Origin of the sequence: Streptomyces sp. NPDC002328 (assembly GCF_042890065.1) — a bacterium.
Taxonomy (GTDB): Bacteria; Actinomycetota; Actinomycetes; order Streptomycetales; family Streptomycetaceae; genus Streptomyces.
This window is the reverse complement of record NZ_JBIARQ010000001.1, coordinates 531,281-551,645: the sequence shown is the minus strand read 5'-3', so window position 1 is coordinate 551,645 and position 20,365 is coordinate 531,281. Positions and strand designations below refer to the sequence as shown.

Annotated in this window: 19 protein-coding genes; 10 read left to right on the top strand and 9 right to left on the bottom strand. The window is 73.1% G+C overall.

What is annotated here, in order from left to right:
* Nucleotides 1-10: 10 nt before the first annotated feature.
* Nucleotides 11-1,096 carry a FecCD family ABC transporter permease gene (locus ACFYX4_RS02460; RefSeq protein ID WP_389324508.1) on the bottom strand — a complete coding sequence of 362 codons (1,086 nt, stop codon included), beginning with the start codon at nucleotides 1,094-1,096 and terminating at the stop codon, nucleotides 11-13.
* Nucleotides 1,097-1,323: 227 nt separating this feature from the next.
* Here ACFYX4_RS02460 and ACFYX4_RS02455 point away from each other — a divergent pair, with 227 nt between their 5' ends.
* Together ACFYX4_RS02455 and ACFYX4_RS02450 are read left to right on the top strand one after the other, a co-directional pair.
* Nucleotides 1,324-1,968: a PhzF family phenazine biosynthesis protein gene (locus tag ACFYX4_RS02455; RefSeq protein ID WP_389324505.1), complete on the top strand. Its 645-nt coding sequence runs from the start codon at nucleotides 1,324-1,326 to the stop codon at nucleotides 1,966-1,968.
* Between the two features lie 124 nt (nucleotides 1,969-2,092).
* A complete protein-coding gene (locus ACFYX4_RS02450; RefSeq protein ID WP_389324502.1) occupies nucleotides 2,093-2,320 on the top strand; it encodes a hypothetical protein in 228 nt (75 codons plus the stop codon).
* A 116-nt stretch (nucleotides 2,321-2,436) separates the two neighbouring features.
* On the opposite strand, the gene ACFYX4_RS02445 is transcribed toward ACFYX4_RS02450, so the two are convergent.
* A complete protein-coding gene (locus tag ACFYX4_RS02445) occupies nucleotides 2,437-3,084 on the bottom strand; it encodes a heme oxygenase (biliverdin-producing) (protein ID WP_389324499.1) in 648 nt (215 codons plus the stop codon).
* 168 nt (nucleotides 3,085-3,252) lie between these two features.
* Nucleotides 3,253-4,110, bottom strand: a complete 858-nt coding sequence (gene map, locus ACFYX4_RS02440; RefSeq protein WP_389324496.1) for a type I methionyl aminopeptidase — start codon at nucleotides 4,108-4,110, stop codon at nucleotides 3,253-3,255.
* Nucleotides 4,111-4,168: 58 nt separating this feature from the next.
* Here map and ACFYX4_RS02435 point away from each other — a divergent pair, with 58 nt between their 5' ends.
* Nucleotides 4,169-4,402, top strand: coding sequence for a hypothetical protein (locus ACFYX4_RS02435; RefSeq protein WP_389324493.1), 234 nt, complete (start codon nucleotides 4,169-4,171; stop codon nucleotides 4,400-4,402).
* A gap of 96 nt (nucleotides 4,403-4,498) precedes the next feature.
* Here the strand turns inward: ACFYX4_RS02435 and ACFYX4_RS02430 are convergent, their stop codons facing one another.
* A complete protein-coding gene (locus ACFYX4_RS02430) occupies nucleotides 4,499-5,869 on the bottom strand; it encodes an MFS transporter (RefSeq protein WP_389324490.1) in 1,371 nt (456 codons plus the stop codon).
* Nucleotides 5,870-5,914: 45 nt separating this feature from the next.
* The gene (locus ACFYX4_RS02425; protein ID WP_389324486.1) at nucleotides 5,915-6,520 is read right to left on the bottom strand and encodes a hypothetical protein; all 606 of its coding nucleotides are present in this window, start codon (nucleotides 6,518-6,520) and stop codon (nucleotides 5,915-5,917) included.
* A gap of 127 nt (nucleotides 6,521-6,647) precedes the next feature.
* On the opposite strand from ACFYX4_RS02425, the gene npdG reads away from it, so the two are divergent.
* The gene (npdG, locus tag ACFYX4_RS02420; protein ID WP_389324483.1) at nucleotides 6,648-7,364 is read left to right on the top strand and encodes an NADPH-dependent F420 reductase; all 717 of its coding nucleotides are present in this window, start codon (nucleotides 6,648-6,650) and stop codon (nucleotides 7,362-7,364) included.
* A 131-nt stretch (nucleotides 7,365-7,495) separates the two neighbouring features.
* Nucleotides 7,496-7,675, top strand: coding sequence for a hypothetical protein (locus tag ACFYX4_RS02415; RefSeq protein ID WP_389324480.1), 180 nt, complete (start codon nucleotides 7,496-7,498; stop codon nucleotides 7,673-7,675).
* A gap of 7 nt (nucleotides 7,676-7,682) precedes the next feature.
* Here ACFYX4_RS02415 and ACFYX4_RS02410 read toward each other — a convergent pair whose 3' ends face one another.
* The gene (locus ACFYX4_RS02410; RefSeq protein ID WP_389324477.1) at nucleotides 7,683-8,483 is read right to left on the bottom strand and encodes a site-2 protease family protein; all 801 of its coding nucleotides are present in this window, start codon (nucleotides 8,481-8,483) and stop codon (nucleotides 7,683-7,685) included.
* 244 nt (nucleotides 8,484-8,727) lie between these two features.
* Here ACFYX4_RS02410 and ACFYX4_RS02405 point away from each other — a divergent pair, with 244 nt between their 5' ends.
* Complete coding sequence (locus ACFYX4_RS02405; protein WP_389324474.1) at nucleotides 8,728-12,366, top strand: BTAD domain-containing putative transcriptional regulator; 3,639 nt, start codon at nucleotides 8,728-8,730, stop codon at nucleotides 12,364-12,366.
* A 22-nt stretch (nucleotides 12,367-12,388) separates the two neighbouring features.
* Here ACFYX4_RS02405 and ACFYX4_RS02400 read toward each other — a convergent pair whose 3' ends face one another.
* The 3 genes from ACFYX4_RS02400 to panB form a co-directional block, all read right to left on the bottom strand.
* A complete protein-coding gene (locus tag ACFYX4_RS02400; protein WP_389324471.1) occupies nucleotides 12,389-13,201 on the bottom strand; it encodes an ABC transporter permease in 813 nt (270 codons plus the stop codon).
* The gene (locus ACFYX4_RS02395; RefSeq protein WP_389324468.1) at nucleotides 13,198-14,223 is read right to left on the bottom strand and encodes an ATP-binding cassette domain-containing protein; all 1,026 of its coding nucleotides are present in this window, start codon (nucleotides 14,221-14,223) and stop codon (nucleotides 13,198-13,200) included. The genes ACFYX4_RS02400 and ACFYX4_RS02395 overlap by 4 nt, the downstream gene beginning before the upstream one ends.
* Before the next feature lie 212 nt (nucleotides 14,224-14,435).
* A complete protein-coding gene (gene panB, locus ACFYX4_RS02390; RefSeq protein ID WP_389324465.1) occupies nucleotides 14,436-15,311 on the bottom strand; it encodes a 3-methyl-2-oxobutanoate hydroxymethyltransferase in 876 nt (291 codons plus the stop codon).
* A 174-nt stretch (nucleotides 15,312-15,485) separates the two neighbouring features.
* Between panB and ACFYX4_RS02385 the strand changes: the two genes are divergently transcribed.
* From ACFYX4_RS02385 to ACFYX4_RS02370, 4 genes are all read left to right on the top strand, one after another.
* Complete coding sequence (locus tag ACFYX4_RS02385; RefSeq protein WP_389324462.1) at nucleotides 15,486-17,078, top strand: MFS transporter; 1,593 nt, start codon at nucleotides 15,486-15,488, stop codon at nucleotides 17,076-17,078.
* 72 nt (nucleotides 17,079-17,150) lie between these two features.
* Entirely contained in the window at nucleotides 17,151-17,786 is a 636-nt protein-coding gene (locus tag ACFYX4_RS02380) for a TetR/AcrR family transcriptional regulator (RefSeq protein WP_389324459.1), read from the top strand.
* A 276-nt stretch (nucleotides 17,787-18,062) separates the two neighbouring features.
* The gene (locus ACFYX4_RS02375; RefSeq protein ID WP_389326683.1) at nucleotides 18,063-19,019 is read left to right on the top strand and encodes an endonuclease/exonuclease/phosphatase family protein; all 957 of its coding nucleotides are present in this window, start codon (nucleotides 18,063-18,065) and stop codon (nucleotides 19,017-19,019) included.
* 93 nt (nucleotides 19,020-19,112) lie between these two features.
* Complete coding sequence (locus ACFYX4_RS02370; RefSeq protein WP_389324456.1) at nucleotides 19,113-20,339, top strand: MFS transporter; 1,227 nt, start codon at nucleotides 19,113-19,115, stop codon at nucleotides 20,337-20,339.
* The last annotated feature ends 26 nt before the right edge of the window (nucleotides 20,340-20,365 follow it).

Sequence of the window (20,365 nt, the reverse complement as noted above, 5' to 3'; positions counted from 1 at the left end):
TGGGCAAGCCTCACGCCCAACCCCCCTGCCGCCGCCGAGTCCGCCGCAGCAGCCAAAAGAAGAACGGACTCCCCAGCAACGCCGTCAGCACCCCCAACGGCAACTCCGCCGGAACGGCAACCGTCCGCGCCGCAAGATCCGCCGCGAGCAACACCAGCGCCCCCGCCAGCGCACTCCCCGGCACCAGGAACCGATGCCCCGGCCCCGCCGCCATCCGCAGCAGATGCGGCACGACGAGCCCGACGAACCCGATGATGCCCGACACGCTCACCGCCGCCGCCGTCAGCAACGCGATGACGAAGATCAGCGTGATCCGCAGCCGCTCCACGTCCACCCCCAGGTGCCGCGCGGGCCGTTCCCCGAGCGCCAGCAGGTCCAGCCGGCGCGAGTAGAGAGGCGCGAGCGCGAGCCCGACCACCGCGCACGGCAGCACCGCGAGCACCTTCGGCCAGGTCGCCTGCGCGAGCGACCCGAGCTGCCAGAAGGTGATCTGCTGGATCGCCGCGGCGTCCGCGAAGAACAGGCACAGCCCGATCAGCGCGCCCGTGAAGGCGTTCACCGCGATCCCGGTGAGGATCAGCGTCACCACCTCCGTACGCCCGCCGGAGCGCGACATCACATACACGAGCAGCACCGTGCCGAGCCCGGCGACGAACGCGAAGGCGGGCACCGTCCAGTTGCCGAGGAAGTTCACGCCGAACGCGATCGCGGCCACCGCGCCGACCGCCGCGCCGGAGGAGATCCCGATGACGCCGGGCTCGGCGAGCGGGTTGCCGAACACGCCCTGCATCAGCGCGCCCGCGCACCCCAGCGAGGCCCCGACGAGCAGCGCGAGCACGATCCGGGGGAACCGCACGTTCCACAGCACCGACTCGGCGACCCGGTCCAACTCCGCCCCGCCGAGCCCCGTTTGGTGCCGCACGGAGGAGAGCACGTCCCCGACCGGCACCGGATAGGCGCCGAGCCCGGCCGCGACCGGCACGAGGACGAGGAGCCCGAGGACCAGAGCCGCCGTCAGCAGCCAGGCCGCGCCGCGCTTGCGGCGCGGGGCGGCCGGCGGCGCGGCGGTCTCCACGGGCTTGTCCAGGACGGTCATGCGGCATCCTCCCCGCCGTACACCTGCTCGACGATCGGTCTCGGTGAGCGTCGCACTGTCCTGCCCGTTCCTTTCCCTCCACCATCCAGATCCGGCCAAGCTAGCTTAGGTTAGCCTTACCTTTACTCGCTACGGGCCGCCGTATCCGGAGGACCCGTCAGAGGCGTCCGCCGCGAACCTCACCTCGGCCGGCGCTACGCCCCCTCCCGCGATGCTTCAATTCCCGCGTGACTGACTACGACGTGCTCCGTGTCTTCTGTGCGCCCAACGGCGGATACGGCAACGAACTGGGCGTCGTCCGCGACGGCTCCCGGGTGCCCGAGCGGAGCGACCGGCAGGAGCTCGCGGCGAAACTCGGCTTCAGCGAGACGGTGTTCGTCGACGACCCCGAGCGCGGGGTCGTCGACATCTACACCCCCACCGTGCGCCTGCCGTTCGCCGGCCACCCCTGCGTCGGCACCGCCTGGCTGCTCGACGTGCCCGAACTCGTCACCCCCGCCGGGACCGTGGGCGTCCGTCTCGACGGCGAGTTCAGCTGGATCGAGGCCCGCGCGGAGTGGGTCACCTCGCGCACCCTGCGCCAGTACGCCACCGCCGCCGAGGTGGACGACCTGCCCGTGCCGCCCCCCGGCGAGTGGATCTACGCCTGGGCATGGGAGGACGAGCCGGCCGGGCGGATCCGCGCCCGCGGCTTCCCCGGCCGCGACGACGGCATCGAGGAGGACGAGGCGACGGGCGCGGCGGCGCTGCTGCTCACCGACCGGCTGGGCCGGGCGCTGAACATCACGCAGGGTGCGGGATCCCAGATCCTCACCGCCCCGCAGCCGTACGGGTGGGTGGAGATCGGCGGCCGGGTCCTCCTGGAGCGGTGAACCCTACGCCCGGATACGGGCGTCCGGCTTCTTCTGGGCGTCCGTACGGGTGGTCGCGCGTGTGCGCGGGGAAGCGAACGGTTACCTCTGGGCGTGACCACTCCGCCTCCGTGAGAGGAACACCATGCGCATCCGTTCTGCCCTGGCCGCGACCGTCCTCGGGATCGCCCTGGCCGCCACCGGCGCGACGGGCGCCGTCGCCGACGAGCAGCCCCACCACCACTTCGCCACCGACGAGGAGCCCCGCCACCACTTCGCCGACGGCGAGGCGGTCTGTAGCCCCTACATCGGCGCCATCGACACGTCCTCCAGCGACATCTTCTGGGCCGGCGCGCACTGCGAAGGCCACTGACCGACACGGCACCGGGCCCCCTCCCCGCCGTCGGGAAGGGGGCCCGGCCCGTGTCCGGCCCCGGGAGGGCCCGCGTCTCACGCGGGCGTCTCACACGGGCCTCGCGCGCGGGCGCCTCACGCCGAGAGCGGGAACTCCTCGCCCAGCGCCCGGAACACCGCCGTGTTCAGGGCGAACGCCTTCTTGCACTCCGCGACGATCCGCTGCTTCTCCAGGTCGTCGGCGTGCACCGCGTCCAGCCGCTCCCGGTAGCCCCGCTTGAACGCGGCCGGGTTGCCGATCTCCTCGAAGACGTAGAAGCGGACGCCGTCGCCCTTCTTCTCGAAGCCCCAGGCCTTCTCGGCCCGGTCGCGGATGATCTGCCCGCCGGAGAGGTCGCCGAGGTAGCGGGTGTAGTGGTGCGCGATGTAGCCGGCCGGCCACCGCTCGGCGCACTCGCGCACCCGCTCCGCGTACGCCTCGGTCGCCGGCAGCGCCGACGCGCCGGCCCGCCAGTCGGGGCCGCGCAGATGCGCCAGGTCCCGCTCCAGCGCGCTCCGCCGGAACAGCTCCGGCTGGATGAACGGTCCGGCCACCGGATCCGACGCCAGCCGCCCGGCCTCCGCCTCCAACGCCTCGTAGACGAACCACAGTTGCTCCGTGTAGCGCGCGTACGCGTCCACGCCGAGCCGGCCGCCGAGCAGGTCGCTCATGAACGTGGAGGTCTCCGCCTCCACGTGCTGCTCGTGAGAGGCGGTGCGGATGACTGTCGAGAAGGAGTCCATGGCCCGAATTTTCTATGGTTAGGCTTACCTAAGTCAATGTCTTTCCGACCTTCTGTCGGTAACTTTACCGACGGGCCGTCGGTAAAAACATATCCGGACGGCGAAAAGCCCGCCCTCCGGGGAGAGCGGGCCAGGATCGAGGGGGGAGCGGGGGAGCGGGGGAGCGGGTCAGGGCAGCGTGAGGATCTCCGCGCCGGTCTCCGTCACCACCAGCGTGTGCTCGAACTGCGCCGTCCGCCTGCGGTCCTTCGTCACGACCGTCCAGCCGTCGTCCCACATGTCGTACTCGTGCGTGCCCAGCGTCAGCATCGGCTCGATGGTGAAGGTCATCCCGGGCCGCATCTCGGTCGTCGCGTGCGGGCTGTCGTAGTGCGGGACGATCAGCCCCGAGTGGAACGACGAGCTGATGCCGTGACCGGTGAAGTCGCGCACCACGCCGTATCCGAACCGCTTCGCGTACGACTCGATGACCCGCCCGATGACGTTGATCTGCCGGCCCGGCCGGACCGCCTTGATCGCGCGGTTCAGCGACTCCCTGGTCCGCTCCACCAGCAGCCGGCTCTCCTCGTCGACGTCCCCGACCAGGTAGGTCGCGTTGTTGTCGCCGTGCACCCCGCCGATGTACGCCGTCACGTCCAGGTTGACGATGTCGCCGTCGCGCAGCACCGTCGAGTCCGGGATGCCGTGGCAGATCACCTCGTTGACGGACGTGCACAGCGACTTGGGGAAGCCGCGGTAGCCGAGCGTCGACGGGTAAGCGCCGTGGTCGCACATGTACGCGTGCGCCACGCGGTCCAGCTCGTCGGTCGTCACCCCCGGCGCGATCAGCTTCGCGGCCTCCGCCATCGCCCGCGCGGCGATCCGGCCGGCGGTCCGCATCGCCTCGATCGTCTCGGGCGTCTGCACCTCCGACCCGGTGTACGGAGTGGGCGCCGGCTTGCCGACGTACTCGGGACGCCGGATGTTTCCGGGCACGGAACGGGAGGGGGACAGCTCCCCGGGCACGAGCAGCGACTGGCTGGACATGCCCGCGAGTCTAACGAGCCGCCGTGGGGGAACATGTCGGTGGCGAGAGGAGCTGGTCATGGCCCTGTTCAAGAAGCGGACCGTCGGCAAGCCGGGCGAGTGGTTCTACTGCCTGGAGCACAAGAAGGTCGAGGAAGGCCCGGACTGCCCGGGCAAGGACCGGTTCGGTCCGTACGCCACCCGCACGGAGGCGGAACACGCGATGGAAACCGCACGCGACCGCAACCTCGAGTGGGAGAACGACCCCAAGTGGCACGACGCCCCCACGGGACGGGCGGCGGGCGACGACTGAACCGGGGGCGACCCGACGGGGGCGGCTCCCACCGCCCCCGTTGCCGCCGCCCCGTCCCGTCGGGTCGCCGCCCCCGTTGCCGCCGCCCCCGTTCCGTCAGGCGCTCGCCGTCGACGCCGTGTCCCCCTGCGCCGAGCGCCGCCGCTCGCGGGCGCGGACCGCGTGTTCGTCGGTGCGGGCGTCGTAGCGCATCAGGGCCGGCAGGCACAGGGCCAGCAGGCCCACCGCGCCCACGCACAGCACCCCGCCCGACCAGACGGACGTCCGCACGCCCAGCCAGGCCGCGAAGCCGCCCGCGCGCACCTGGCCCACCTGCGGGCCCGCCGAGTACGACAGCAGCTCGATCCCGGCGAGCCGCCCGCGCAGCTCGTCCGGGATCGTCTGGTTCCACATGGCCGCCCGGAACACGCCGCTGACCATGTCGAAGGCGCCCGCGAGGGCCAGGCACAGCAGCACCAGCCACACGTTGCGCGTGAGCCCCGCGCCCGCGATCGCCACACCCCACAGCGCGGCCGAGACCGCCACCATCCGCCCGTGCCGGTGGATCCGCGAGGTCCAGCCGCTGGTCAGACTCACCAGCAGCGCCCCCGCCGGCAGACTCGCGTACATCAGCCCGAGCGACCACTCGGCGTCCAGCTCGTCCGCGAGGAACGGCAGCACCGCGAGCGGCATCGCCAGGAACATCGCCGCCAGGTCGACGGCGTACGTGCCGAGCAGCTCCTTGCGGTTCCACGCGTAGCGCGCGCCCTCCGCGATCGCCCGCAGCGACGGCTTGGCCGCCTCATGGGCGGCGGGGGACGCGGCGATCCCCACGGTGAGGGCCACCGAGACGACGAAGGTGGCGAGATCCGCCACGTACGCCCAGCCGAGCCCCGCGTAGGCGACGACCAGGCCCGCCACGGCCGGGCCGGCCACCCCGCCGACCGTCCACCGCAGCGCGTTCAGCGAGGCCGCCGCCGGCAGATGCTCGTGCGCCACGATCCGCGGCCACAGCGAGTCGAGCGCCGGCCGCTGCACGGACACCAGCGCGGAGGACAGCGCCGCGACGACGTACAGCGGCCACACGGCCGGCTCCGGCAGCATGACGTTCAGCAGCAACACCGCCGAGAGCAGCCCCTGCCCCGCCTCCGTCCACAGGATCAGCTTCCGCTTGTCCCAGGCGTCCGCGAGCGCCCCGCCGTACAGCCCGAACACCACCAGCGGCACCAGCTCCACGGCCCCGATCGCCCCGACCGCCGCGGCGGAGTCCGTCAGCTCCTTCAGCTGCACGGGCAGCGCGACGAACGTGAGGAAGCTGCCGAAGGTCGACACCAGCCCGGCTGCCCACAGCCGCCGGAAGTCACGGGAGTCCCGCCAGGGCGCGAGGTCCGGCAGGAGGGCCCGCAGGCCGGACGGCGGGCCGTCGGCAGGGGCGGGGCCGTCGGCGGGGGGAGGGGCGGCGGGCGGGGCGGGGGCGTCGTCGGTCACGAGGGGCCATCGTCGGGACGACGGCCGCCTAGGGCAACCGGTTTTTCACCACGGGGGCGGCGGCGGGGCCGTCAACTGCTCCGCGAGCCGCGCCAGCCGGTCACGGAAGCGTCGGCGGCTGCGCGTCGGCGGCATCGTCTCCCCGGCCGCCGCGCTCACCAGGTGCTGCACGGTGTCCAGGTCCAGCTCCGAGCGGTCCGGCACCGCCAAAGCCTCGTGCGCCAGCGCCGTCAGTTCCCCGTCCCCGGAGCCGAGGGCGAGCACGGTCACCCCGGCCCGCCGGGCGTCGGACACCCGCTCCAGCAGCGGAGCCTCCCCGGCGTCCCCCTCGGGCGCCACCACCAGCAGCGTCTCGTTGCGCCGCGCCGCCTCGATCCGGCCCAGGCCGACCGCGAGATGCGCGGGATCCGAGGGGCGCGCGCCATGGCGCACCAGCGTGGGAGCCAGCTCCGGCGTCCCCGACCACGCGGCCTCGTCCACCAGGTGCGCGGCGAGGTGCCACGGCTCGTGGTCCGCGGTGCCCACGAGCAGCAGCCCGCCCCCGTGCGAGACCACCGACCCCCGCAGCACCGCGCCGAACCTGCGCGTGGCCCCCGGCCACTGCGTCCCCGCGAGCACCTCGCGCAGCAACGCGACCCGTACGGCGTCCATGCGCGGGCATCCTGCCGCACCCGGCGGCGTCCGGCGCGCGGTTCGCCGACGATTCCCCCGACCCGGCGAACGCGCACGCCGCCCACCCCGCCCGATGGGGGCGTCCGTTCGCACGTAAAGTCGGCCCATGACCTCTACCGACAGCGCACAGAACGCCCCCGCGAAGGCCCCCGCCAAGGACCCGTGGGACCTCCCCGACGTCTCCGGGCTCGTGGTCGGCGTGCTCGGCGGAACCGGACCGCAGGGCAAGGGCCTCGCCTACCGGCTCGCCAAGGCCGGCCAGAAGGTGATCATCGGCTCGCGTGCCGCGGACCGCGCGCGGGCCGCCGCGGAGGAACTCGGGCACGGCGTCGAGGGCGCCGACAACGCCGAGACCGCCCGCCGCAGCGACATCGTGATCGTCGCCGTGCCGTGGGACGGCCACGGCAAGACCCTGGAGTCGCTGCGCGAGGAACTCGCGGGCAAGCTCGTCGTGGACTGCGTCAACCCGCTCGGCTTCGACAAGAAGGGCGCCTACGCGCTGAAGCCCGAGGAGGGCAGCGCCGCCGAGCAGGCCGCCGCCCTGCTGCCGGACTCACGGGTCGCCGCCGCCTTCCACCACCTGTCGGCCGTCCTCCTCCAGGACCCCGCCATCGACGAGATCGACACCGACGTGATGGTGCTGGGCGAGGAGCGCGCCGACGTGGAGATCGTGCAGGCGCTGGCCGGCCGCATCCCCGGCATGCGCGGCGTCTTCGCCGGCCGGCTGCGCAACGCCCACCAGGTGGAGTCGCTGGTCGCCAACCTGATCTCCGTCAACCGCCGCTACAAGGCCCACGCCGGGCTCCGCGTCACCGACGTGTGAGGTCGGGCACGGGTGAGCGACGCCCGAGACATGGGGGACACTGGTCGTCGTAGGACCGGTGTCCCCCCGGTGGCCCTGGCGGCCCCGGTGGTCCTGGTAGTTCCGGCAGCCCTGGTAGGAGAACAGCCCCCATGCCCCGCCTAGCCCTCTACAGCCTCGCCGTCTGTCTGCTCGCCGTCGCCGCGGCCGTGGTCTCCTTCGTCCAGGGCAGCTGGCTGGGCGTCGTGTGGGTGCTGCTCGCCGGTCTGACGTCCAACATGACCTGGTACTACGTCCGGCGCGAGCGCATCCGCCGGTCCGTCACGGGCTGACCGAGCGTCACGGGCTGACCGAGCACAGCTCCGGCGCGCTCTCCCAGAAGCGGTAGAGCGTCTGTCCGCAGTACGTCTCCAGGTCGCCGATGCCGAGGCCGCGCAGCGCCGCGTCCACGACGTCGAAGAACGCGGCGTTGACCGCCGGGACCCACAGCAGCGCGAACACGAACAGCAGCCCGAACGGGGCGAACGGCTCGACCTGCCGCTTCAGGCCGTACGGCAGCCAGGGCTCCAGGACGCCGTAGCCGTCCAGGCCCGGCACCGGCAGGAAGTTCAGGATCGCCGCGGTGACCTGGAGCAGGGCCAGGAACGCGAGCGCGTAGCGGAAGTCCGCGGGGACGCCGTCCAGCGCGTCCAGCCAGAACGGGGCGGTGCACACGGCGGCGAACAGCACGTTCGTCAGCGGTCCCGCCGCCGAGATCAGACTGTGCCGCCAGCGCCCCCGGATCCGCCCCCGCTCGATGAACACCGCCCCGCCGGGCAGACCGATCCCGCCCATGATCACGAACAGCACGGGCAGGACGATGCTGAGCAGGGCGTGGGTGTACTTCAGCGGGTTGAGCGTCAGATAGCCCTTCGCGCCGACCGAGATGTCGCCGCTGTGCAGCGCGGTGCGGGCGTGCGCGTACTCGTGCAGGCACAGGGAGACGATCCAGGCCGCCGTCACGAACAGGAACACGGCCACGCCGGGCTGCGCGGCGAACCCGGTCCAGGTGGCCCACCCCGTGACCGCGGTGACGGCCACGATCCCGACGAAGACGGGACTGATCCGCCGGTCGCTGCGGCGGGAGAGGGCGGTGGTCATGAGGACAGGGCTCCTGGGGTCGGGGGTGCGGGGGATGGTCGCGTGTGCGGGCGACCAAGCGTTCCGATGTGCGGATGTGCGGGTTGCGGGTGTGCGGGTCGACCGTACCTGTGGTCCGGGGGAAACGTCCCGTGAGCGGTCCGAGGTTCCTCACGTCGGCGCGCCCGCGTGAACGGGTCCGCCGCGGCCGGGTAAGCCCAGGACGGGTAAACCCGGGGGCGTCACCGCTCCCTCCCCGGAGAGAATGGTCCCCGTGCGCTACCGCATCCTCGGCACCACCCAGGCAATCCGTCCCGACGGCACCGTCGTCTCCGTCGGCGGCGCGCGGCTGCGCGCGCTGCTCACCGTGCTCGCGCTGCGCGCCGGGCGGGCCGTGCCTGCGGGGCTGCTGGTGGAGGAGGTGTGGGCCGGGGACCCGCCCGCCGACGCGGCGGGCGCGTTGCAGGCGCTGGTCGGGCGGCTGCGCCGGGCCCTCGGCGCGCAGGCGGTGGCCTCGGCGGAGGGCGGCTACCGGCTCACCGCCGGCCCCGACGCCGTCGACCTGCACCGCTTCGAGCGGCTGACCGGCGACGGGCTGCGCGCCCTCGCCGACGACGACCCCGCCAAGGCGGCCGTCCTCCTGGACGACGCCCTCGCCCTCTGGCAGGACCCGGCCCTCGCCGACCTGCCCGACCGCGCCGCCGAGGCGGCCCGCGGCGAGGCCCGCCGCCTGGACGCCCTGCGCGCCCGGCACACCGCCGCGCTCGCCCTCGGCCAGGCCCGCGACGCCCTGCCCGAGCTGACGGCGCTGTGCGACACCCACCCGCTGGACGAGCCGTTCCAGGCCCTGCGCCTGCGCGCCCTGCACGACACCGGCCGCACGGCGGAGGCCCTGGCCGCCTACGACGAGGTCCGCCGCCTCCTCGCCGCCCGCCTGGGCACGGACCCGGGCCCTGCCCTGCGCACCCTCCACGCGGAACTCCTCACCACACCCGACGACACACCGGGGCCCCCGCCCCACCCCGGCCCCACCGCGACCCGGCCGCACCCGGCCCCGCCCCACCCCGGCCCGACCGGGACCCGGCCGCACCCGGCCCCGCCCCGCCCGGACTGGACGCCCGTCCCGCCCCACCCGGGCTCGACGCCCGTCCCGGCCCACCCGGGCTCGACGCCCATACCGGCCCACCCGGGCTCGACGCCCGCCACCGCCCCGGCCGTTCCCGGCGCCGCGGGCCACGCCGCCGGCGGGGACGGGCACGCGTCGGGCGGTTCGGGATCCGACACAGCCGTCCCACCCGGGCCCGGCGACGCCGGCGACGCTTCGGCCGCCGGCGGCGCGCCGCTTGCCCAGACCAGCCCGGTCCCCGTCGCTCCGGCCCCCGCGGGCAGCGCGCCCGGCAACCTCCGCGCCCGCCTCACCTCCTTCGTCGGGCGGGAAGCGGACATCGACGCCATACGTCAGGACCTGCGGGGGGCGCGGCTCGTCACTCTGCTCGGGCCCGGCGGGGCCGGGAAGACCCGGTTGTCGCAGGAGGCCGCCGAGGCCGTGCGGGGCACCGTGGGCGACGGGGTGTGGCTGGCCGAACTCGCGCCCGTCGCCGACCCGGACGCCGTCGCGCAGGCCGTCCTCACCGCCGTGGGCGCGCGGGAGACCGTGCTGTACGGGGCCGGCGCCGAGGAGATGCGGGCCGTCGCCGAACGCCACGACGACCCCGTCGAGCGGCTGGTCGAGCACTGCGCGCGCCGCCGCATGCTGATCGTCCTCGACAACTGCGAGCACGTCGTCGAGGCCGCCGCCCGGCTCGCCGAGGAACTCCTGGAGCGCTGCCCGGGGCTGACGGTCCTGGCCACGAGCCGCGAACCCCTCGGCGTGCCCGGCGAGGTGCTGCGCCCCGTGGACCCGCTGCCGGAACCCGTCGCGCTGCGGCTGCTCGCCGACCGCGGCGCGGCCGCCCGCCCCGGCTTCCGCGTCGACGCCGACGAGGAGACCGCGGCGGCCTGCGCCGAGATCTGCCGCCGCCTGGACGGCCTGCCCCTCGCCATCGAACTGGCCGCCGCCCGGCTGCGGATGCTGACCCCCCGCCAGATCGCGGACCGCCTCGACGACCGCTTCCGCCTCCTCACCTCCGGCAGCCGCACCGTCCTGCCCCGCCAGCAGACCCTGCGCGCCGTCGTCGACTGGTCCTGGGACCTGCTCGATGAGGACGAACGCGAAGTCCTGTGCCGGCTCTCGGTGTTCGCCCGCGGCTGCGACCTCGCCGCCGCCGAGGCCGTCTGCGGCCCCGCCACCCTGGACGCGCTCGGCTCCCTCGTCGACAAGTCGCTGGTCGTGGCCGCCCCCGCCGCCCCCGCCGCCGACGGCGCGATGCGCTACCGGCTCCTGGAGACCGTCGCCGAGTACGCGGGCGAACGCCTCGACGAGTCCGGCGGCCGTCCCGCCGCCGAACGCGCCCACCTCACCCACTACCGCGAACTCGCCCGCACCACCGACCCGTTGCTGCGCGGCCCCGGACAGCGCACCGCCATCGAGCGGTTCCAGCTGGAGTACGAGAACCTGCGCACCGCCCTGCGCCGCGCGGTCGCCGCCCGCGACGAGCAGGAAGGCCTCTGCCTCGCCCTCTCCCTCGCCCAGTACTGGCAGATGCGCGACCTGCGCATCGAGGCCCGCATCTGGTGCAAGGAGGTCATGGCCCTGGGCCCCGACCCGTTCACCGAGCCCGTCCGCCCCGCCGCGCCGGTGTGGAAGTCCTGCACCGACGCCCCGCCGCCGATGACCGGCGAGGTCCTCGCCGAGGCCCGGCGCGGCGTCCACCTGGCCCATCTCGCCTGCATGGACACGGAGATGGAGGCCTGGGAGACCCCGGCGGCGCAGCGGAAGCTGCGGATCATCGCCGAGACCTACGAGCCCGGCCTCCCCCAGACCTGCCGCGTGCCCGGCCTGCTCTGGTTCTACGCCGTGATACTCACCAGCGGCGGGGACCGCATCCGCGCCATCGCCGACGCCAACGTCCGCACCTGCCGCGAGACCCCCGGCTACGAGTGGGAACTCGCCGCCTGTCTGCACATGCGGGCCAACCTCCTCGCCAACCAACCCGACGCGGCCGACCGCGCGCTCGCCGACGCCGACGAGGCACTCGCGATCTACCGGCGTTTCGGGGACGTCTGGGGCACCGCCGAGGCCCTCTCCGCGCGCGCCGAGGCCCACGAGCGGCTGGGCCGCTACCGCGAGGCCGCCGCCCACTACGAGGAGGCCATGGAGCACGCCCAGGGGCTCGGCGCCCGAGCCCAGTTCTCCGTCCTGTCCGCGCGGCTCGGCAGCGCGCTGTTGGAGGCCGGCGAGACCGAGCGGGGCGAGCGGCTGCTGCGGGAGGTGCTGGACGACGTCGGCGGCGTGCACACCGAGGCGATGCCGTTCGCCCGCATCGTCCTCGCCGGCTGGCTGAGCATCACCGATCGCGTCGCGGAGGCACGCGAGCATCTGCGGAAGCTGCGTGAGGACTTCGCCATCGCGCACTTCATGGTCTTCGACGCGTTCATCCTCGGCCAGGAGGCCTGGGTGGACGCCCTGGAGGGCTGCTTCGAGGCGGCCCGGGAGAAGATCCAGCGCGGTCTGGAGCTGGCCGGGGCCCCGCTGTCGCGCGCCATGTCCCCGCAGATGTGCTCGGCGTTCCTGTACATCGCCGCCGTGGCGCTCGCCGGCGAGGGCCACGCACGCGACGGCGCGCGCTGCCTCGGAGCCGCCGACGCGCAGCTGCCCAGCGGGCACCTGCGCTCCACGACGGAGCGCGCCACCCGCGACCATGCCACCGCCGCCGTACGCGCCGGGCTCACCGCGCAGGAGTACGAGGCCGCCTACGCCGAGGGCGGCGGCCTCTCCTACGAGGAGGCCACCGCCCTGGTCTGAGCGCGCCACGGGACGGGCCCGGTCAGTTCTTCGTGCGGAACTTGTGGATCGCGACCGGCGCCATCACCGCGGTGATCGCCACGGACCAGCCGAGCGTCACCCACAGGTCGTGGGCGACGGGGCCGCCCACCATCAGTCCGCGCGCGGCGTCGGCGAGCGTGGACAGCGGGTTGTAGTCGGTGAACGCCTGGAGCCAGCCCGGCATCGACGCCGTGGGCGCGAAGATCGACGAGCCGAACTGGAGCGGGAACAGCACCAGGAAGCCCATCGCCTGCACGGACTGCGCGTTCTTCAGCACCACGCCCAGGGTGAGGAACACCCACATGATCGACGAGGCGAACGCGGTGGACAGCGCCACGGCCGCGAACAGCCCCGGCCAGCTGGCGATGTCGAACCCGACCAGCACGGACACGATCATCAGCACGGTCGTCGCGAACAGCATCCGCAGCAGCTCGACCGAGATCTTCGCGAACAGCACCGAACCGCGCCCGATCGGCAGCGACCGGAAACGGTCCATGACACCGGAGTTGAAGTCCTGGCTGAAGCCGGTGCCGACGCCCTGGGACAGCGTCATGCTCATCATCGCGATCATGCCCGGGATCACGTACTGCACGTACCCGTCCTGCCCGCCGCCCAGGGCCTGCCCTATCGAGCCGCCGAAGACGTACACGAACAGCAGGGTGAAGACGATCGGCATCAGCAGCGCGTCGAACATCGACTCCGGGTCCTGCCGGATCCACAACAGGTTGCGGCGGATCAGGGCCCCGGTGTGGCGCAGATGGCCGCGCAGCGGGATCCGGGCGTCCGCCTCGACGGTCAGGGTGGCGGTGCTCATACGGCGATCTCCTCGCGGGCGTCGGCGGGTGCGAAGTCCTGTGGGGCACCGGCGCGGTGGCCGGTGAGGGACAGGAACACCTCGTCCAGGCTGGGCAGTTCGGTGGTGACGGAGTTCAGCGTGACGCCGCGCGCGGTGACCGCGCCGACCACGGCGGTCAGTTGCTCGTCGCTGAGGACCGGCACGAGGAGGGACGTGCGTTCGGTGTCCACGGTGGTGTGGGCGAGGCCGGTGACGCCCAGTTCGTCGATCCAGCCGGCGAGCGGGCGCAGTTGCGCCGGGTCGGCGGGGCGGATGCGCAGGGTGCGGCCGCCGACCTTCGCCTTCAGCTCCTCGATGGCGCCGCCCGCGATGACCTTGCCCCGGTCGACGACGGTCAGTTCGGAGGCGAGCTGCTCGGCCTCCTCCATGTACTGGGTGGTGAGCAGGACGGTGACGCCGTCGCCGACCATCCGCTTGACCTCGTCCCAGACCTCGTTGCGGGTGCGGGGGTCGAGGCCGGTGGTGGGCTCGTCGAGGAAGAGCACGGCGGGCCGGCCGATCATCGACGCGGCGAGGTCGAGGCGGCGCCGCATGCCGCCGGAGTAGGTGCTCGCCGGGCGCTTGGCGGCTTCGGTGAGCGAGAAGCGCTCCAGCAGTTCGTCGGCGCGGGCGCGGGCCTGCTTGCGGGGGAGGTCGAGGAGCCGTCCGATCATGTAGAGGTTCTCCCAGCCGGGGAGCTTCTCGTCGACGGAGGCGTACTGGCCGGTGAGGCCGATGACCCTGCGGAGCTGGCGGGGCTGGCGGACGACGTCGTAGCCGGCGACGGTCGCCCGGCCGGCGTCGGGGGCGATGAGGGTGGAGAGGATGCGGACGAGGGTGGTCTTGCCGGCGCCGTTCGGTCCGAGCACGCCCATGACGGTGCCCTCCCGTACGTCGAGGTCGACGCCGTCCAGGGCCTTGGTCTCGCCGTAGTGCTTGACCAGGCCCCGGACGGTGACGGCGGTCCCCGCGGGGTAGGGGGTGTTGTCGGTTCGCGTCATGGGGATGACGGTGCCAACGTCTGCCGACATACGGCCGACAGGCCGCCGACGGGGCCTACAGATCGCCGACAGGGGGCACAAGGCCTCGTCCTCGAACTCCCCCGGAGGGGGGACCCCCAGACGGGCTGAGTGACCTCACCCTTTTTCCCAACCGAGTCGGGTGGTGGGTGGGCATAGGCCCGAGGGTCTGGGGGCGGAGCCCCCAGGGGCGGTCAGTGGACGGAGTTTTCCTCCTGGGGGAACGTTCCGGCGACGACCTCGTCCGCGAACGCCCTCGCCGCCCCGCTCATGATCTCCCGAAGGTTCGCGTACTGCTTGACGAACTTGGGGACCCGGCCGCCGGTGAGGCCCAGCATGTCGGTCCAGACGAGAACCTGCGCGTCCGTCTCGGCGCCCGCCCCGATGCCGACCGTCGGGATGTGCAGCACCCGCGTCACCTCGGCGGCCAGCTCCGCCGGCACCAGTTCCAGCACGACCGCGAACGCCCCCGCGTCCTGGACGGCCTTGGCGTCCCGCAGCAGCTGCGCGGCGGCCTCCTCGCCGCGCCCCTGGACGCGGTAGCCCATGGCGTTCACGGACTGCGGGGTCAGGCCGATATGGGCCATGACCGGGATGCCGGACTCCACCAGCAGCTCGATCTGCCGGTGCGAGCGCTCCCCGCCCTCCAGCTTCACGGCCCCGACCCCGGCCTCCTTCACCAGCCGGGTGGCCGAGCGCAGCGCCTGCACCGGGCCCTCCTGGTAGGAGCCGAAGGGCAGGTCCCCGACGATCAGGGCGCGGCTCGTGCCCCGTACGACCGCCGCCGACAGCATCGTCATCTCGTCGAGGGTGACGGGCACGGTGGTGTCGTACCCCAGGTGACAGTTGCCCGCCGAGTCGCCGACGAGCATCACGGGGATCCCGGCCTCGTCGAACACGGACGCGGTCATCGCGTCGTAGGCGGTCAGCATCGGCCACTTCTCGCCGCGCTCCTTGGCGGCGGCGACGTCGCGGACGGTGATGCGGCGCGTGCTCTTGCCTCCGTACAGCGCCTTGCTGCCGTCGGAGGGACCTGACTTCGCGCTCTGGGCAGCAGAAAGCTGCGTCATGGGAACAGCTCCTCACGTCATCTCGAGGCGCCCTCACGGCGTCCCCGGACCACTGCCCATGGTGGCACCTCGGGTGGGGGGAGAGCCAGAGCGCCCTCCCCCGTGGGTAAAACCTCAGTAAGAGGATTCCGATACGAGACGGTCTCGTATCGGAATTTCCCTAGCCTCGACCGCATGACAACTCCCGCCGCTCCCGCCGAGCCGCGCATACCCGAAGCGGTGCACCGGCGCCGCTGGGCGATCCTCGGCGTGCTCATGCTGAGCCTGCTGATCGTCGTCCTCGACAACTCGATCCTGAACGTCGCGGTCAAGACCATCTCCACGCCCGCGCCGACCGGTCTGGGCGCCACCCAGAGCGAGCTGGAGTGGGCGATCAACTCCTACACGCTCGTCTTCGCCGGCCTGCTGTTCTCCGCCGGCCTCCTCGGCGACCGCGTCGGCCGCAAGAAGGTCCTGCTCGGCGGTCTCGCCGTGTTCGGCATCGGCTCCGCGCTCGCCGCCGAGTCCGGCTCGCCCGCCCAGCTGATCGCCTTCCGCGCGGTGATGGCCCTCGGCGCCGCCTTCGTGATGCCGGCCACCCTGGCCGTCCTGATGAACGTCTTCGAGCGCGAGGAACAGCCCAAGGCGATCGGCCTGTGGGCCGGCGGGGTCGGTCTCGCCATCGCCATCGGCCCCATCACCGGCGGTGTGCTCCTCGACCACTTCTGGTGGGGCTCGGTCTTCCTGATCAACGTGCCGATCGTGATCGTCGCCATCGCGCTGATGCTGTGGCTGGTGCCCGACTCGCGCGACCCGAACCCCGGCCGGATCGACCCCGTCGGCGTCGTCCTGTCCGTCGTCGGCCTGGTCCTGCTCGTCTACGGCATCATCAAGGGCGGCGAGCTCGCCGACTTCACCGACCCGACCGTGCTGGCGACGATCGGCGCGGGCCTCCTCGTCCTCGTCGCGTTCGTCGTCTTCGAGAAGCGCAGCGACCACCCCTCCATCGACGTCACCTACTTCAAGAACAAGGTGTTCTCGGCCGCGATCACCGTCATCGCGCTGGTCTTCTTCGCACTGATGGGCGTGACGTTCTTCGCCGTCTTCTACACGCAGAGCGTGCGCGGCTACTCGCCGCTCCAGACCGGTCTGCTGATGCTGCCGCTGGCCGCCGCCCAGATGATCTTCGCGCCGCGCGCCCGGCTCGTCGTCGACCGCTTCGGCATCAAGGCCACCACCACGACCGCCATGCTCGTCATCGCGGCGACCCTGGTGGCGTTCGCCACGCTCGACGAAGACACCCCGATCTGGGTCCTGGAGGTCGTCTTCTTCTTCATGGGCGCGGGAATGGCCCACATCATGACCCCCACCAGCGTCGTCATCATGCAGGCCCTGCCCCGCGAGAAGGCCGGCTCCGCCTCCGCCCTCAGCAACACCTTCCGCCAGGTCGGCGGCGCGCTCGGCATCGCCGTCCTCGGCTCGGTGCTGTCCACCACCTACCGGGGCGGCATCGAGGACCGGCTCGGCGCGCTGCCGGCCGGCATGCGCGAGACGGCGGGGGAGTCCATCGAGGCGACCCTGGGCGTCGCGGCCCGACTCGGCGACCAGGGCGCAGCGCTCGTCGGCCCGGCCCACGCGGCCTTCCTGCACGCGATGCACGTCACCGCGCTGTGGGGAGCCGCCGTGGCCGTGGTGGGCGCGGTGGTCGTCGGACTGTGCCTGCCCGGCAAGCCGAGGGCCCATCAGGAAGCCGACCACGAGGGCGACTTGGTGCGGACCCAGTCATAGGGCCGACCCGTGGGCCGTCCCCTGAGCGACAATCTCCCCAGTGTTCCCGGCACGACGAAGGGACGGACGGACGTGAGCCTCGCCGACAGCGGCACCGGTGTGGAGCAGCCCGCGCGCGGGCGGCCCCGCAGCGAGGCGGTGGAACGGGCCATCATCGAGGGGACGATGAAGCTGCTGGAGGAGGGGGTTCCGCTCGGTGAGGTGTCCATCGAGCGGATCGCCAGGACCGCCGGTGTGGGCAAGGCCGCCATCTACCGCCGCTGGAGCGGCAAGGAGGAACTCTTCGTCGACGTGCTGCGGGCCGTCGAACCCGAGGACCTCGCCCTGCCCGGCACCTCCCTGCGCGACGACCTGATCGTGCTGCTGGAGTCGATGCGCCGGCGCGGCCTGGCCAACCGGTCCTCCGCGCTCCTGCCCAACGTCCGCGCCCAGATGAAGAGCAGCCCGAAGATCTGGGCGGCGTACCACACCACGGTCGTCGAGCCCCGCCGCCGCGTCGGCCTCGAAGTCCTGCGCCGCGGCCAGGAGAACGGCGAACTGCGCACCGACCTCGACCGGGAGCTGATGTACGACATCATCGTCGGCCCCATGCTGGTGCGGGCGGTCCTGCACCCCGACGCCGACCTCGCCGAAGGCCTCGCGGAGCGGATGGTCGACGCGCTGCTCGCCGGACTACGGGACGTCAGTTCCGCGGAGACCGGGCCCTGATGTGAGCGTTTCGTCACAGACCGGTCCCGAGCGCCGACCAACGGAACCCCTCGCGCCGCTCACGTCGTCATCGCCGCCGTACGGCCGTCACGGACGGCGGGACCAACGCCGATCATCCCCTAGGGTCGTACCCGGGGGACGGACGGTGTGCACGGCAGGCAGTGAGGCGACGGTATGGCGCAGCAGGCGTACATGACGGAGACGGAGAACGGCGGCTCGGGGCCCGAGCGCCGAGGAGCCCGGCTCCGGCGCCTGTTCGCCCGGCTGACCGCCCGGATGTCGGCGGGCTGGCGCGGCGATCCGAAGATCTGGCGCCGGGGCCTCGTCGTCGCCGCCTTCGCCCTGCTGCTCGCTCTCGTGATGGTGGTGCACTCGCGCATCCCCAACCGCTTCGGCAACCTCGGCAGCCTCACCGAGACGTTCCTGCCCTGGCTCGGCGTGTTCATCCCGCTGCTGCTCCTCATCGCGCTGGTCCGCAAGTCGGCGACCGCGCTGATCGCGGTGGTGATCCCGGCCGTCGTCTGGCTGAACCTCTTCGGCGGGCTGCTCACCGACAAGACCGCCGTCGGCGGCGACCTCACGGTGGCCACCCACAACGTCAACGCCGACAACGCCGACCCCTCCGGCACCGCCCGTGACGTGGCCGCCTCCGGCGCGGACGTGGTGGCCCTGGAGGAGCTGACCGCCTCGGCGGCGCCGGTCTACGAGAAGGCGCTGGCGGGGACCTACCGCTACCACTCGGTGCGGGGCACGGTCGGGCTGTGGAGCAAGTACCCGCTGAGCCAGGTCGCGGACGTCGACATCAAGCTGGGCTGGGTGCGCGCGATGCGGGCCACCGTGACGACGCCGGAGGGCCCGGTCGGGTTCTACGTCGCCCATCTGCCGTCCGTGCGCGTCAAGCTCCAGGCCGGGTTCACCGCCCGCCAGCGCGACAAGAGCGCGGACGCGCTGGGCGAGGCGATCGCCGCCGACGCGCTGGACCGCAAGATCCTGCTGGGCGACCTCAACGGCACCATGAACGACCGCTCGCTCAACGCCGTCACCTCCCAGATGCGCTCGGCGCAGGGCGCGGCGGGCAGCGGCTTCGGCTTCAGCTGGCCGGCGTCGTTCCCGCTGGCGCGCATCGACCAGATCATGGTCACCGGGGTGGAGCCGGTCACCTCCTGGACGCTCCCGCAGACGGGCAGCGACCACCTGCCGGTCGCGGCACGTGTGAAGGTCGCCACACCATGAGGGGCTGAGCTGCCGGAATAGCGGGCCGGGGAGGGTTTGTTCCGTAGAGGAACATACGATGGAACCCCCTCTCAGAAAGGCACAGGCCCCTTTATGCCCCTGGCCCTGCTCGCCCTGGCCGTGGGTGCCTTCGGCATCGGCACCACCGAGTTCGTGATGATGGGCCTCCTGCCCGACGTCGCGGACGACCTGCACATCTCGATCCCGACCGCCGGACACCTCGTCTCCGCGTACGCCCTCGGCGTCGTCGTCGGCGCCCCGCTGCTCGCGGCGGTGACGTCCCGCATGTCCCGCCGCACGGTCCTGATCTCCCTGATGGGCCTGTTCGTGGCGGGCAACGCGCTCTCGGCGCTCGCCCCCGACAACAACTGGCTGCTGGCCGCCCGGCTGCTCAGCGGGCTGCCGCACGGCGCCTTCTTCGGCGTCGGCGCGGTCGTGGCCACCAACATGGTCGCCCCCGAGCGCAAGGCACGCTCCGTGTCGCTGATGTTCCTCGGCCTGACCGTCGCCAACGTCGCCGGCGTCCCCGTCGCCACGGCCATGGGCCAGCACCTCGGCTGGCGGGCCACGTTCCTCGGCGTGAGCGCGATCGGCGTCGCGGCGATAGCGGCCCTCGCCCTGCTCATCCCGCACGACGGCCGGCACGCGGCCACCTCGGCCGGACTGCGCGGCGAACTGAACGCCCTGCGCTCCCTGCCCGTCTGGCTGGCGCTCGGCACGACCGTCGCCGGCTTCGGCGCGCTCTTCTCCGCCTACAGCTACATCACCCCGATGCTCACCGACTCCGCCGGCTTCGCCGCCTCCAGCGTGACGCTGCTGCTCGCGCTGTTCGGCGTCGGCGCGACGATCGGCAACCTGCTGGGCGGACGCCTCGCCGACCACGCCCTGCGCGCGACGCTCTTCGGCGGACTGACGTCGCTGGTCGTCGTCCTGGCCTTCTTCCCGCTGCTGATGTCGGCGGCGTGGAGCGCGGCGCTCGGCGTGACGCTGCTGGGCGTGGCGGCCTTCGTCACCGGCTCGCCGCTCCAGCTGATGGTGATGGAGAAGGCCGCCTCGGCCCCCTCCCTCGCCTCCTCCGCCAACCAGGCGGCCTTCAACCTGGCGAACGCCGGGGGCGCCTGGATCGGCGGCCTCACCCTGGCCGCCGGCCTCGGCACGACGTCCCCCGCCGTGGCGGGCGCGGCCCTGGCGGTCCTGGGCCTCGCGGTCGCCACGACCGCCTGGGCGGTGGACCGCCGCAGGACCCCCGCGACGACGTCCGCCCCGGCCCGCGTCGTGGCGGCGAGCACGCCCCGCCGCGAGGAGGCACTGCACCACTGAACACCGGGAGACACCGCCGCCTGGAC

Bases quoted from the DNA above. Each gene is read 5' to 3' on its own strand.
- ACFYX4_RS02460 (WP_389324508.1), bottom strand. From the start codon at position 1,096: ATGACCGTCCTGGACAAGCCCGTGGAGACCGCCGCGCCGCCGGCCGCC.
- ACFYX4_RS02450 (WP_389324502.1), top strand. From the start codon at position 2,093: ATGCGCATCCGTTCTGCCCTGGCCGCGACCGTCCTCGGGATCGCCCTG.
- ACFYX4_RS02445 (WP_389324499.1), bottom strand. From the start codon at position 3,084: ATGGACTCCTTCTCGACAGTCATCCGCACCGCCTCTCACGAGCAGCAC.
- map (WP_389324496.1), bottom strand. From the start codon at position 4,110: ATGTCCAGCCAGTCGCTGCTCGTGCCCGGGGAGCTGTCCCCCTCCCGT.
- ACFYX4_RS02435 (WP_389324493.1), top strand. From the start codon at position 4,169: ATGGCCCTGTTCAAGAAGCGGACCGTCGGCAAGCCGGGCGAGTGGTTC.
- ACFYX4_RS02425 (WP_389324486.1), bottom strand. From the start codon at position 6,520: ATGGACGCCGTACGGGTCGCGTTGCTGCGCGAGGTGCTCGCGGGGACG.
- npdG (WP_389324483.1), top strand. From the start codon at position 6,648: ATGACCTCTACCGACAGCGCACAGAACGCCCCCGCGAAGGCCCCCGCC.
- ACFYX4_RS02415 (WP_389324480.1), top strand. From the start codon at position 7,496: ATGCCCCGCCTAGCCCTCTACAGCCTCGCCGTCTGTCTGCTCGCCGTC.
- ACFYX4_RS02410 (WP_389324477.1), bottom strand. From the start codon at position 8,483: ATGACCACCGCCCTCTCCCGCCGCAGCGACCGGCGGATCAGTCCCGTC.
- ACFYX4_RS02405 (WP_389324474.1), top strand. From the start codon at position 8,728: ATGGTCCCCGTGCGCTACCGCATCCTCGGCACCACCCAGGCAATCCGT.
- ACFYX4_RS02400 (WP_389324471.1), bottom strand. From the start codon at position 13,201: ATGAGCACCGCCACCCTGACCGTCGAGGCGGACGCCCGGATCCCGCTG.
- ACFYX4_RS02395 (WP_389324468.1), bottom strand. From the start codon at position 14,223: ATGACGCGAACCGACAACACCCCCTACCCCGCGGGGACCGCCGTCACC.
- panB (WP_389324465.1), bottom strand. From the start codon at position 15,311: ATGACGCAGCTTTCTGCTGCCCAGAGCGCGAAGTCAGGTCCCTCCGAC.
- ACFYX4_RS02385 (WP_389324462.1), top strand. From the start codon at position 15,486: ATGACAACTCCCGCCGCTCCCGCCGAGCCGCGCATACCCGAAGCGGTG.
- ACFYX4_RS02375 (WP_389326683.1), top strand. From the start codon at position 18,063: ATGTCGGCGGGCTGGCGCGGCGATCCGAAGATCTGGCGCCGGGGCCTC.
- ACFYX4_RS02370 (WP_389324456.1), top strand. From the start codon at position 19,113: ATGCCCCTGGCCCTGCTCGCCCTGGCCGTGGGTGCCTTCGGCATCGGC.